10 protein-coding genes are annotated in these 12,589 nt (G+C 63.6%); 9 read left to right on the forward strand and 1 reads right to left on the reverse strand.

The genetic code is table 11. The annotated features are described in order from the left end of the window. Window positions 1–422: 422 nt before the first annotated feature. The 9 genes from ACWGTI_RS29340 (at window position 423) to ACWGTI_RS29380 (ending at window position 12,176) form a co-directional block, all read left to right on the forward strand. Window positions 423–2,045, forward strand: coding sequence for a glucosamine inositolphosphorylceramide transferase family protein (locus ACWGTI_RS29340; RefSeq protein WP_454590277.1), 1,623 nt, complete (start codon window positions 423–425; stop codon window positions 2,043–2,045). A gap of 589 nt (window positions 2,046–2,634) precedes the next feature. Further along, the gene (locus tag ACWGTI_RS29345; RefSeq protein ID WP_454590278.1) at window positions 2,635–3,429 is read left to right on the forward strand and encodes a glycosyltransferase family 2 protein; all 795 of its coding nucleotides are present in this window, start codon (window positions 2,635–2,637) and stop codon (window positions 3,427–3,429) included. Between the two features lie 5 nt (window positions 3,430–3,434). Then, entirely contained in the window at window positions 3,435–4,580 is a 1,146-nt protein-coding gene (locus tag ACWGTI_RS29350; protein ID WP_454590279.1) for a glycosyltransferase family 4 protein, read from the forward strand. 5 nt (window positions 4,581–4,585) lie between these two features. Continuing rightward, window positions 4,586–6,550, forward strand: a complete 1,965-nt coding sequence (locus tag ACWGTI_RS29355) for a hypothetical protein (protein WP_454590280.1) — start codon at window positions 4,586–4,588, stop codon at window positions 6,548–6,550. Then, window positions 6,537–7,295 carry a hypothetical protein gene (locus ACWGTI_RS29360; RefSeq protein ID WP_454590281.1) on the forward strand — a complete coding sequence of 253 codons (759 nt, stop codon included), beginning with the start codon at window positions 6,537–6,539 and terminating at the stop codon, window positions 7,293–7,295. The genes ACWGTI_RS29355 and ACWGTI_RS29360 overlap by 14 nt, the downstream gene beginning before the upstream one ends. A gap of 14 nt (window positions 7,296–7,309) precedes the next feature. After that, window positions 7,310–8,587, forward strand: coding sequence for a glycosyltransferase family 4 protein (locus ACWGTI_RS29365; protein ID WP_454590282.1), 1,278 nt, complete (start codon window positions 7,310–7,312; stop codon window positions 8,585–8,587). Continuing rightward, a complete protein-coding gene (locus ACWGTI_RS29370; protein ID WP_454590283.1) occupies window positions 8,578–9,915 on the forward strand; it encodes a lipopolysaccharide biosynthesis protein in 1,338 nt (445 codons plus the stop codon). Before ACWGTI_RS29365 ends, ACWGTI_RS29370 begins: the two co-directional genes overlap by 10 nt. 13 nt (window positions 9,916–9,928) lie before the next feature. Then, on the forward strand, window positions 9,929–10,768 hold the full coding sequence (locus ACWGTI_RS29375) for a class I SAM-dependent methyltransferase (RefSeq protein ID WP_454590284.1): 840 nt from the start codon (window positions 9,929–9,931) through the stop codon (window positions 10,766–10,768). Between the two features lie 259 nt (window positions 10,769–11,027). Beyond that, window positions 11,028–12,176, forward strand: coding sequence for an acyltransferase family protein (locus ACWGTI_RS29380; RefSeq protein ID WP_454590285.1), 1,149 nt, complete (start codon window positions 11,028–11,030; stop codon window positions 12,174–12,176). Between the two features lie 172 nt (window positions 12,177–12,348). On the opposite strand, the gene ACWGTI_RS29385 is transcribed toward ACWGTI_RS29380, so the two are convergent. Further along, window positions 12,349–12,567 (reverse strand): hypothetical protein, encoded by a 219-nt coding sequence (locus tag ACWGTI_RS29385; protein ID WP_454590286.1) that lies wholly within the window; start codon window positions 12,565–12,567, stop codon window positions 12,349–12,351. Between the last annotated feature and the right edge of the window lie 22 nt (window positions 12,568–12,589).

Genomic DNA, 12,589 nt, shown 5'->3' on the forward strand with positions numbered 1-12,589 from the left:
CGGTCGCTCGAGAACGGACCCGTGTTGTCAGACATCGCTTCCAACCAAGAGTTCGGCCCTTCGCATTGGCGAGTCCGCGCGGTAGTAATAAGTGGGGAACTGAACGGGCTCGGTGTGGTCGACCGCAAGCACCCGGCGCTGTGGTCGCGATACGCCCGCCCGGTCCTCGCAGACGCCCAGCATGGCCATAGCTTAGTGGTCTTCCTCCGCGATCTCCGGAGGCGAATCGGCGAGCGGCCCTTCCTGGTGGCGCGAAGCCGATCCCGCCTCGCTCTGTCGTGGTGGATGGCTTCTGGCGCCGGGACGATCCGCTGCCGGCACTGGTGCATTGCCCTTGCGATGTGGCCGCGCGCTGTCGCTCTTTATCCGCCTCCCTGGCTCGCGAGCCCGCGGCGGACAGCTAGCAAGGCGCACCGCTCGAGGTGGTTCTCGTCAAAGCTGTCGCCATTTCGAAATCCGTCGTGAGAACAACAATGCGCATTTGCTTGAGTCTCGATCCGTCGCGGCTACTGCGGTGGCACCTCTGGCTGGCAGAAGCGCTTGCTGAGGTCCCCGGCAACGAAGTCTCCTGCGATTTCGCGGCCGGCCGCCGCCCACTACCGTTGATCTCTCGTCTGCTGCTCGAACTCGAACGACTGGTCTATGGCGTTCGCGGGAAAGGCGCCATCGACCCCGTCGAGGCGGCGCTGCGGTCCCTGCGGCCGCCTCCGGCCGACCAAGTGGATGTGGTGATCGATTTGAGCGGGGAGGAGTCGCTCCCGGCGGGGCGGCGCGTGCTCACCCCGGTCTTCAACGGCGTACCCGGCGAGATCGGAGTCATGGCGGCCTGGGTGAATCATCAGGACCTTCTCATCGACCTACATGACACGGCGCGCCCGTTGCGGCCTTGGACGGCGCGTCCGGCTAGTGCAGACCGTGAAGTGTTCGCAGCGAGTCTCGACAGCGCCCTTTCCTGCGCCGTGCCGCTCATCCTCAAAGCCCTGTGCGAGGAAACCGGTTCAGCTGCGTCCGGTAGCCCCGGTCCACGGACGGCAGTACCTTCGTTTGGCGCGCTTTCGGCGCTTGCAAGGGCGACCGGGACGGTTGCATCGAAGGCGATCCGGCGTCTGGACGCGTTGGCGAGGGGCGGCAGGATGTGGGGGATTGGCTGGCGCTTCGACGAATCGGCGAGCCTGCTCGACAAAGGCGAAGCAGCCTTCAGGATGCTCACCGGGAATGCCGACAGCTACCTTGCCGACCCGTTCCCATTCCGACACCAAGGGCAGGATTTCATCTTTGTCGAGCAGTACCTCTACTCGAAGAACCGGGGGTGCATTGCGGTCGTGGCAGTGAACCGGGACGGGACAGCCGGTGCATCCCGGATCGTTGTGGAGGAACCGCATCACCTCTCGTACCCGTTCGTGTTCGAGCAGAATGGTCAGATCTGGATGATCCCTGAATCGGGAGCGGCCAGGAATGTCTGCCTCTACAGGGCAGTGGAGTTCCCTTACCGATGGACACGGGAGGCCTTCCTCATGGAAGGCATTGAGGGCTACGATACCACGCCGCTCTGGCATGAGGGCGGCTTTTGGTTTTTCGTCAGCCCAAGGCTGTGGAGGTCCACGTCCTGGGATGCCTTGAGCCTCTACCATGCCGAGAGTCTGACCGGGTCTTGGACGCCCCATGCCGCCAACCCGGTCCTGCTCGATGCCAGGCTCAGTCGGCCCGCCGGCGCCGTCATCCGACAGGGCGGACGCGCGCTACGCCCGGTCCAAGACTGCGCGCGCGGCTATGGCGGCGCGGTGACGTTCTGCCAGATCGATGCGCTGGGCGAGTTGGAGTTTGCCCAGACCCCGATCGGTCGCATTTGGTCCGGAGCGTTGGGATGTCACACCTACAACCGCCGGTCCGGCCTAGAGGTGATCGACCTGTTCGGGCATATCCGGGGTTTGCGAGAGGTCACGACCTCGTATCGGTTGCTGGAGCCCGACCCGCCGGTCTCGGGACTGAGTGGGGTCTCGGAACCGTTTGGGCAGCCCCTCTCCTGGCCGGTCTCACCGGGTTAGCTATCCGCAGCCAAGGCGGTCGAGCGCAAGGTACCTCGCCTGCAAAGAGCCGGGCGCGCTCGAGCCTGCCAACACAGCTGCGGTGGTGGTATGAGCTGAAAACAACCTTAAGGGATACCCCCAAAGAGTTAATCATCTATCGTCTTTTCCTAACCATCCATCGCCCTTCCATTTCAATTCTTCACCGGTAATACTCGAACAACAACGAAAACTTTAGGGGCCGGTCACAAGCGTACTTTCAGGGCCGGCCACAAGCGTACCAATCTTCTTGCATCTAATCTTCATTTCATTTTGCCCGGGGTCCGCAAATGGTTGGAGTACATCCGTGGATGTGGCGGTTATTGGAACTGGTCCCTATGATTTGTGCCCGGCAGCGCATTTGCGTGCGCGCGATGGGGAGCACCGGACTTTCGGGGAACTCATCGGTCATGGAAGTACAACATGACCCCCGGTATGCTGCTCAAATCCTTTCCAGTCCCGGCCTGCATTGCATTCGCACTGCCGCGAACAGCTTCGGCCCAGCAGTGTCAGTCCTGGCGCACGTTCAGCCCGCCCCTTGGGTCCCATCACTCAACCTCACAGCGCTGCCATGAATGAGCGTCTCCATCTCGCCCACGTCGGTGCCGTATCGCCGCCCGAGCCGCTTGATTTTGCACTGCAGCGAGCACTGACTCTGCCCCGAGTGAGCTTTATCGTCCCGACGCTCAATGAAGCCGAGAACCTCCCTTGGCTTCTTCCGCGCATCCCCGACTGGGCGCATGAGATTATTATCGTGGATGGTCGTTCGACTGACGACACGGTCGCGGTCGCGCGCCGCCTGCGCGCGGACGTGAAGGTTGTCATGGAACCCCGGCTGGGCAAGGGCGCTGCACTGCAAGCGGGATTCCGGGCCGCCACGGGCGACATCATCGTCATGCTGGACGCTGACGGCTCCATGGTCCCGGAGCAGGCGATTGTCTTTGTCAGTGCGCTGATGGCCGGCGCGGATCTCGTCAAGGGTTCACGCTTTATTCAGGGCGCCGGTACCGACGACATGTCGCTGTTCCGGATGTTCGGCAACAGGGGGCTGACCCTGTTCGTGCGGCTGCTCTATGGCGGTTGGTTCTCCGATCTATGCTACGGATACATAGCCTTCTGGACCAAGCACGTCGGCACGCTGAATTGCGACTGCGATGGCTTCGAGATAGAGACCCTTATCAACGTACGGGCATTGAAGAACCACCTCAACATCGTCGAGGTGGCGAGTTTCGAGGCTCCACGCATCAGTGGAGCGAGCCATCTGCGCGCCATCCCGGACGGCTGGCGCGTCCTCAAGACTATCTTGCGTGAGCGGGTGTACCAACAGCACAGGCGAGGCGCGACGGCCTGTGATGACGGCGGGTAAGCTTGATGCGAATCCTGATGGTTGCCGCTCGCTGCTACCCCTTCATGGGCGGCATTGAAACTCACATCCAGGAGGTCGGTCCCCGCCTGGTGGCGCGTGGGCACGCGGTCGACGTGCTCACCACCGATCCCTCGGGGGATCTGCCGGTTGAGGAAGAGGTGCGTGGCATGCGTGTGCGGCGGGTGCCGGCCTGGCCAAGGGAGCTGGATCTCTATGTGGCCCCCGGCATTTACACCGCGATCCGGCGCGGAGCTTGGGATCTGGTCCACTTCCAGGGTTACAGCAGTTTCGTGGCGCCGATCGGGCTGCTTGCGGTCGTCCGCGGGCACCTGCCGTTCGTCCTGACCTTCCACAGCGGCGGGCATTCCTCCCGGCTGCGCAACGCCGTACGCAGCACCCAGCATACGCTGCTCCGGCCGCTGGTAGCCCGGGCCGCGCGGCTGATCGGCGTCTCCGAATTCGAAGCCGACTTCTTCAGCTCGAGGATGGGCGTGCCGCGGGAGCGGTTTGTGGTCATCCCCAACGGCGCCGCGATGCCGGCTCCTAGCCCCGGCGTCAAGGTCGATCCGCACCTGATCGTCTCGGGCGGCAGGCTGGAGCGCTACAAGGGCCATCACCGGGCGATCGCGGCCTTGCCCGAACTGATCCACCGGGTACCGGACGTGCGGCTGCACATCGTAGGTACAGGCCCGTACGAGGGAGAATTGCGGCGCCTCGTCTCCACGCTCGGCCTCGAGAAGCGGGTCACAATTGCGGGTATCCCCGGATCCGAGCGGCAGAAGATGGCAGACCTGCTGGCGAGTGCCGCGCTGTTCGTGCTGTTCAGCGAATACGAAGCCCATCCGGTCGCCGTGATGGAAGCCCTGTCGCTGCGCCGTCCGGTCCTCGTCAGCGACACGTCCGGTCTGCGGGAGCTGGCCGCCAATGGCCTGTGCCGGGCGATTTCGTGCAACGCCGGTCCGGGAGAGCTGGCCGCCGCCATGGCCCAGGAACTGGCGGCCCATCGGGAGGTGCCGGATTTGGCGCTGCCCGACTGGGATGCCTGCGCGCAAGCGCTGAACGACGTTTATCTTGATGTCCTGAGCAACCGATCCGCGGTCCGATTGCCCCCCGGCGGGGTGATGTCGTGGCCTCCTGCGACGGGGGCATGAGGCTGATGATGTCGGCTCAATTCACTGCGGGAACCAGGATCAACCCGCTCCGGGCCGGGATACGGTTCGTCTCGGCTGTTATCGGTCCTGACCTTCGCGGCGGCAGCGCCGATGCCTCGCTGCAACGGGCCAACTCCGGATGGATCGCGGTTCTGTGCCTGACGATCGCCGCGGCTCTACTCCTGGTCGTGGCTGGGCACGCCGCCGGGCGCCGGGGGTATGACGTGGCGCCGCTATTCTTCTGGGCCGGTGTCGTCCTCCTGGTCGTCCCGACCAGCCTTCGCATAGCTTGGCCGATGGTAGCCCGGGGTGAGCGCGTCTTCTTTCTGTTTCTGCTTGCCGAATCCCTGTTCTACTGCAAGATGGTCTATTCCCCGACGAGCTTCATCGGTCACGACGAGTTGTTGCACTGGATCGCAGCCGAGGATCTCATCTCGGCCCGCCGGCTATTCCTGTCCAACCCGCTTCTCCCGATCGGGCCTACGTATCCCGCCCTGGAGATCCTGACGACGGCGATCGTCAATCTGACGGGACTGCCATTGTTTGTGGCGGGGACTCTATTGTTGGCCGTCCTTAGGGGCACGTTCATCGGTGCCCTGTTTCTGTTCTTCGAAAGCATCACCGGATCGCCGCGCATCTCGGCCATCGCCTGTCTGGCCTATATGGGCTGCTCAACCTTCTTCCTGTTCGACTCGATGTTCTCCTACGAGAGCCTCGGCATTGTGCTGTGCGTGCTGACCTTCGCTGTCGAAGCAGCGTCCAAGGATCTCGTTGGGCGACCGAGGTTGAAGTCGCTCGGGCTGATTGCGTTGCTGTTGGCAAGCCTCGCGGTCACCCATCACCTCTCGGCCGCCGTCGCCGCCCTCTATTTCGGATCGCTGGCGGCGCTCGAGGCTTGGCGCCGGCACGACCCCTTGCGTATCAAGACCAGCACTGCGGTGGGCCTCGCGGCGATCCTCGCCATAGCCCTGCCGTCGCTGTGGGTGCAGGCCCGTGGCATCCCTCTCGCAGCCTATCTCGGCCCGGTGATTGAGTCCGGCTTCGACGCATTGCTCAGGAAGATCCTGGGGCCCGCCCCACCGTTGGAGCACCTCGGAGTGCCGGACATTGCCCTCTACATGCGGCTGACCACCTTGCTCGCGCTCCTCCTGGTGGCACTCGGATTGGCAACAGGATTCTTTCGGTCGCTGGCCATGGCTGCGCCGAGTGGTGCGCGGTCCGGTTGGCGTCCGATCCAGGACATTCTCAAGCGCCGCTGGCACGACAGCCGCATCATACTCCTCACCTTGTTGGCCTTCGGGTTTCCGGTCTCGGTGGCCTTCCGACTGACCAGCGCCGGATGGCAAATCGGCAACCGCATGGGAACTTTCGTTTTCATCGGCGTCGGGCTGGTCGTCGCGGTGAGCGTCGTCCACTTCTGGGAAGGGCGCACGCCACGCGGGTTGCGCCGCGTCGCTCCGGCCGTTGCTCTGACGGTCATCGTCCTGGGCGGCATCATGAGCTCTTCGCTCAATCCGATCCATGGGCGCTACAGGGTGGCCGCAGATCAGGAGTCGATCGAACCGATGGGGATCGAAACGGCGCGCTGGACCGAGGAATGGCTCGGTGCCGGCAACCGCTTCACCACCGACCGCACCAACCGCCTTCTGCTTGCTGGCTACGGCCGGCAGGACGTCAGGGTCGACATCGTCCAAGGCATTGATCCCGCGCGCATATTCGAGGCCGAGACATTGGGGCCTGACGAGTTTTGGGCCTTGGCGAGAAGCGACATCGATTTCCTGCTGATTGACCTGCGCCTGACCACGGCTCCGCCGGTGCTCGGCTTTTACTTTCAGCCGTGGGACCCGCACAAGGGACCGCTCTCGGGCGCGGCGCTGCTCAAGTTCAATGACGTCAAGGGCGTCACCCGCATATACGACAACGGCTGGATCGTCATCTATGACGTGAGGGGATTGCATGGGAATTCCTAGCAAGCGGGACCTTCTGGCCGCGTGCCTGTGGGCGGCGGCCGCTGTGGCGGCCGTTGCGGTCAGCGACAACGTGTTCCTCCGTACCCTCCTGGGCGCGCCCATGGTGTTCCTCGTCTCGGGCCACTCGATGCTGCGGGCCATTGGCGTTCGGACCACCTCAGTACCGCAACACCTCACATACGCGGTCGGAGCAAGCTTCGCCGTCGGGATCGCCGGGGGCTTTGCCCTGAACGCCACAGGCTTCTTTACGCCGCTCGGCTGGGCGATGTGGTTCTGGGCGGTGACGACCGCCGCGGCGCTGGTGGCCGCCGTCCGACGCGACACTCCCGATCTGCCAGCCTGGCCGGCTCTGGCGCCGCTCCGGCTTTGGCAAGGGGCCGCGCTCATGCTAGCGGTGCTTGTGGCGACCGGAGCCTATGCGCTGGCCGTCCGGGACGAAGCGGCCCACCGGGAATTCAAATACACGGAGTTCTGGTTGTTGCCATCGGCCAGTGGCGCGCCCGGTCGGATCACGGTCGGCATCAGGAGCGCCGAGACCCAAGCTCAGCGTTTCGACCTAGAAATCACCCTTGACGGGCAACCGTTGGCCGTTTTCCGATCGGTCGCCGTCGCGCCGGGCGACACCTGGGCGCGAGAAATCCCGGTGCCCGCCTTGGCAACTCGCCAGAGGGCCGAGGCCCGGCTCTATCGACCGGAAGACAGCCGGCTCTATCGCAGCGTTTCGACGCTGGTGCCGCGTATCTGAAACGAGGCTCGATCATGCGCATCCTGCTGCTATCGCAGTTCTATCCTCCGGTAATCGGGGGCGAGGAGCGGCACGTCCGCAATCTCGGCGCAGCGCTGGCGCAGCGGGGCCATCATGTCAGCGTCGGGACCTTGATGCATCCCGGATCGCCCGAAACCGAGCTGGACGGCGCGGTCCGCGTGCATCGTCTGCGCGGCACGCTCCAGCGTCTGTCGGGCCTCCACACCGATCCCGAGCGTCGCCATGCACCACCCTTCCCGGATCCCGAACTTGTGCTTGCCCTGAAGCGGCTGGTCGCCCGGGAGGAGCCGGATATCGTTCACGCCCATAACTGGATTTACGCGTCCTTCCTGCCACTAAAAGGTCTGAGCGGGGCGCGCCTCGTGGTTACGCTCCACGACTACAGCCTTGTCTGCGCCAAGAAGAACTTCATGCACTTGGGCGCGCATCTCTGCAGTGGCCCAGCGCCGGCCAAGTGCCTGCCTTGCGCCACGGGGCATTACGGGGCGGTGAAGGCAGCCGCGACCACCTTGGGTAACTGGGCGTCGAGCTTCGCCGCTAGCCGCGTGGTGGACCGCTTCATCGCGGTGAGCCACGCGGTGGCTCGTCACACCGGACTCACCCAAGGCCGCGCGCCTTACGACGTCATCCCCAACTTCGTGCCCGACGATGTCGGGGTGCTTGGTCCGGAAGATGCCTGCCTGCGGGAGCTGCCCCGGGATGGCTTCATCCTGTTCGTCGGCGACATGATGCGCCTCAAGGGCATTGACGTTCTCCTGCAAGCCTATGCCCGCCTGGAGCGGGCGCCGCCGCTGGTCCTGGTCGGGCGCCGGGTCGCCGATACGCCAACCGAATTTCCGCCGAACGTTAGAGTCTTCAGCATGTGGCCGCATTCCGCTATCATGCATGCATGGCGGCGCTCACTGTTCGGCGTGCTGCCATCGGTGGGGCCAGAAGCCTGCGCGACAGTGATCATGGAAGCGATGGCGTCCGGCAAGACAGTCGTTGCAACCGACATCGGCGGCATGCCCGATCTCGTCGATCATGGCGAAACAGGCCTTCTCGTGCCGAGCGGCAACGCGCCCGCCCTCGCCAACGCAATGCAGACACTTCTTGACGACCGCGCCTTGCTCGCCCGCCTGGAGGCGACAAGCCTGGCCAGGGTCGAGCGCCTCAAGGCCGGGGCGGTCGTGGCACGGATCGAGCAGGTCTACCGGGACGTCCTGCGCCCAGCCCCCGGCAGGTCCGCGGTGCCGGCGCAGCAAGGTTCGGGACAGCAATCATGTCGGTAGACCGCGCCGGGACGGCCATTATTCGCGTGCGCCGAGAGCTTCGAAAGAACGCCGCGCTCGTGATGAATTCCGGAGCTCTAGCAATCGGATCGACTGCAGCGGCCGGTCTCGGGTTTGTCTATTGGTGGCTCGCGGCGCGGCTGTTTCCGCCCGAGGTGATCGGCAACATCGCTGCGCTACTGTCCGTGATGGGGCTTATCGGCACGCTGGGGGAGGCGGGGCTCGGAACCATGCTGGTGGGCGAGATCGTCCGCAATCCTGGCAAGGAGCGCGGCCTGGTGGCCGCGGCAGCGTGCGTCGGGGTGGTCCTGGCGGTCGGCCTGGCCTTGTTGTTCGTCCTCGGGCATGCGTACTTCTACACCTCGACCGCGCTGATCGGCGGCTGGTTCGAGGGTATTGCGTTCGTCCTCGGCTGCGGTCTGACCGTTCTCGCCATCATGGCCGACCAGGCATTCCTGGGCAACCTGCGCAGCGCGGGGAGGATGATCCGGCTAGTGCTATTCGGCACGTTGAAGCTGATGCTGATCGCCGCCGCCGCGTTTGGCGGCTACACCTCTCATGCCGCACTTCTTCTGAGCTGGGCGGCCAGCCTGCTGGCGTCCCTCGTCGGCGTGGACCTGTTGACGCGGGGCGGTGCGCGTCACCTCGTTGGTCGTCCCGACTTCCAGCTGCTCCAAACGCTCCGCAAGAAGGTCTTCGACCACTACGCGCTCGACGTGGCCTTGCAGGCCCCGGGCATCATCATGCCCTACCTCGTGCTGGTTCTCCTGTCGCCGGCCATCAATGCTGCCTTCGTATGCTTATGGATGTTGGTCTCCATGGCCTCGTTGATTCCCGCAGCCATGGCCACGGTCCTGTTCCCCGTAGTGAGAGCGAGCCCGAAACAATCCAGACACGACATCCTTTTATCGGTGATGACGTCATTGCTCTTCTCGCTGGTCTGCGCCGTCTTCATCTTCACCTATTCGCAGACGATCCTTGCGGTCTTCAATCCGGCCTATCCTGAGATCGCCGGTTCGAGCCTGCGCTTCCTCGGCTTCAGTCTGCTGGGATCAACGCTTAAATTTCATGCCTGCACGCTGGCGCGGTTGGGCGACAGGATGCGCAAGGCATCTAGCTGGTTCGCGCTTGGTGGATTGCTGGAGCTGTGCTTCGTGATCGCGGGAGCGAAGCTCGGTGGACTTCAAGGCCTGGTCCTGGGCTGGACGTTCGCCGTAAGCATCGAGGGTGCGTGTGCGGCCCTGATCTTGGCCTTCGCGACGAACCTGAATACTGCCGCCGGCCCTGTGCACGAAGGGCCGCCGGTTGTGTCGCCACCTGAGACTTGAGGAGACACCGATCATGGCACAAGGTTACCGACCGCAATTGGATGGCCTGCGGGCCATCGCGAGAAGCCAGAATTCTTTATCGCGCGCGCGTACTGCGCCACGCTACCCCCATCCCGGCGGCTCGACCGCGGTCGGAAGCAATCTTGCTTACAGGCTCGGCAAGTTGAGAGACCTGGGACTGCTGCAGGGAGTCTGGCTCGACTGCGGCTGTGCCGAGGGCGGCTACACCGAGGCCCTGGTCGCCTGGGGTGCCCAGAAAGCCATTGGTGTCGATCCTGAACGATCGAGAATCGACGAGGCCATCGCTCGCAAGCTGGTGAATGATGAGAAGCTTAATCGGCGGCCAGATGCGATCGAATACCACTGCTGCACCGACGACTTCCCATTACCGGATGCGTCCGTTGATGCGATATTGTTGAATGAGGTTCTTGAGCACGTCGCCAACGAGGCGGCCACGCTGCGCGAAATTTGGCGGGTCCTGCGGCCCGGCGGTCATCTGGTCGTGATGAGTCCAAATCGCTGGTTTCCATTCGAGGGCCATGGGATGCGGTTTCTAGGCCGCAATTTCGGTTTCCCTATCCCACTGCTTCCTTGGCTGCCGAGTTCGTGGTCGGCTCGCGTTATGGCGGCACGGAACTACTGGCCCCATGAATTGCGCAATATTGTGGCTGCGGCGGGTTTCGAGATACAGAAGGTCGACTATGTGCTGCCGGTATTCGAGCTTTATCAATGGCTGCCGGCTAGCGTGATATCGACCTACCGGCGGCTCATGCCACGGATCGAAAAAACGCCTTTGCGGAAATTCGGCGTTTCAACCCTGGTCGTAGCGACCCGTCCCGTCGGCTATACTTAACTGGCGTCACCCAGCTTCGAAGACCGGTGCTCCACTCCGCCGAGCCATGACGAATTGAATTCGAGTTGAAACGAACTGGAGAGCAGGATGGCTTCACGACATCTCCCGCGTTGGCGTGGTGGGATGCTGCGTGCGCGACTGATCGCGGGGGCGAATCTTTGCGGACTTCAAGGCCTGGTCCTGGGCTGGACGCTGGCCGTCAGCGTCAAGGGTGCATGTGCGGTTGCGTCGCCATCTGAGACTTGAGGAGACACCGGTCATGGCACAAGGTTACCGACCGCAATTGGATGGCCTGCGGGCCATCGCGATCGGACTCGTCGGCGTCGAGCACTTCGGCGGGCCGTGGGTCAGAACGCACTTCCCCATCGGGGCGGGAGCGCTGGGGGTCCAACTGTTCTTCGTCCTGAGTGGCTTCCTGATCACGCGCAACTTGCTGTTCAGACTGGAGCAAGCCCCTGCGGGCGAAGTCATCCGCAGGTTCTACATCGGCCGCGCGGTTCGGCTGATGCCGGCCTACTATCTGACCCTGCTGGTCCTGTTCGAGCTGGGCGTGCCCGAGGTTCACGACTTCATTCTCTGGCATCTCACCTACACGAGCAATTACCTCGCGGCTTCCGGCGGTCCCCTGCTGGTGTTCTGGTCCCTAGCCGTGGAGGAGCAGTTCTACCTGTTGCTGCCCATGCTGGTTCTGCTGTCCGGGCGCGATGCCGTGCGAGTGGCGATATTCCTGATCGGAACCGGCTTCCTGTTGCGCACGTTGGTTCTGGCCACCCCGATCGACCGGTTTGCATTCGAGCTCTCGATCTTCGGCAAATTCGAGATCCTAGGGTTGGGTGTGCTCATCGGCGCGTTATCCTATGCCGCGTCGAGGGAAGGACGCCGTCTCCGACCTGGACTGGGCTGGTGGTGGGCCGGCTTGACATGCCTCGCGTTCCAGTCCCTCGCGTGGTACGTCGCGGGCAACGGCATCCTGCGGCACCTCACTTTCAATCTGACGGTCGGGATCTTTTTCGCATGGCTGGTGGTGGACGCCGATGCGGAGCTGCCAGGCTTGCTCGCGTGGTTCAGCGGCTTCAGGTTCGTTCGCTTCGTCGGCAAGATCTCTTATGGCATCTACCTGACGCACGTGTTTTTCCTGAAGATTTTTCAATCGAGCGCGGTCGTCGAGCGGTTCGGAACCATTCCCCTTTGGGCTCAAGGGCTGATCGCCATCGTGCTGAGTCTGTGCGTTCCGACCGTCTCATGGTACCTGATGGAGTCTCCGCTGCTCAAACTGAAGGAGCGGGTGCTGGAGGGACGCGACGCCGCTCGCCGTGAGTATGGCCAATCCGGCCATCAGTCGCGTCGGCAGGGGCAGCCGGCTGGAATTGCCGTCAAAGCCCAGTCGGATGTCGGCCCGGACCTGTGAACCGGCGTAATCTAATTTAGATGTCCGATACAGGGCGAAAACTTCCTAAGGCGACTCCAAGCCTCCTCTCGAACCGCGGCGGTCCTGAGCGTCGCGGTGCCAGCGACCTCGTGGTACCTGATGGAGTCGCCGCTAAGTCCCGGCCGCGCCCGCGTCCTGAAGTCCGGCGCTGTTATTTGGTGGCGACTGCCGTGATGCCCATCAGGACGCCGGCCAATTGATTGCGCCGCAACCGAGCCGGAAGCTGTTGCAGAGCCAGTTCGATACCGCGCAGGAGCCGGTAGGGCGGCGTAGCGAGCCAATATCCGGCGACCACCAGCGGGAACTCGATCAGGCGAAAGCCCGCTTGGAGCATCAGAGCGCGCAGTGAGCAATAGTCGTATTCCCGCATGTGCATGCCCGTCGCCACCTCG

The organism is Mesorhizobium sp. ArgA1, assembly GCF_053714375.1.

Coding starts and splice junctions, on each gene's coding strand:
- ACWGTI_RS29365 (WP_454590282.1), top strand. CDS start 7,310: ATGCGCATCCTGCTGCTATCGCAGTTCTATCCTCCGGTAATCGGGGGC.
- ACWGTI_RS29370 (WP_454590283.1), top strand. CDS start 8,578: ATGTCGGTAGACCGCGCCGGGACGGCCATTATTCGCGTGCGCCGAGAG.
- ACWGTI_RS29380 (WP_454590285.1), top strand. CDS start 11,028: ATGGCACAAGGTTACCGACCGCAATTGGATGGCCTGCGGGCCATCGCG.
- ACWGTI_RS29385 (WP_454590286.1), bottom strand. CDS start 12,567: ATGCGGGAATACGACTATTGCTCACTGCGCGCTCTGATGCTCCAAGCG.
- ACWGTI_RS29355 (WP_454590280.1), top strand. CDS start 4,586: ATGATGTCGGCTCAATTCACTGCGGGAACCAGGATCAACCCGCTCCGG.
- ACWGTI_RS29345 (WP_454590278.1), top strand. CDS start 2,635: ATGAATGAGCGTCTCCATCTCGCCCACGTCGGTGCCGTATCGCCGCCC.
- ACWGTI_RS29360 (WP_454590281.1), top strand. CDS start 6,537: ATGGGAATTCCTAGCAAGCGGGACCTTCTGGCCGCGTGCCTGTGGGCG.
- ACWGTI_RS29375 (WP_454590284.1), top strand. CDS start 9,929: ATGGCACAAGGTTACCGACCGCAATTGGATGGCCTGCGGGCCATCGCG.
- ACWGTI_RS29350 (WP_454590279.1), top strand. CDS start 3,435: ATGCGAATCCTGATGGTTGCCGCTCGCTGCTACCCCTTCATGGGCGGC.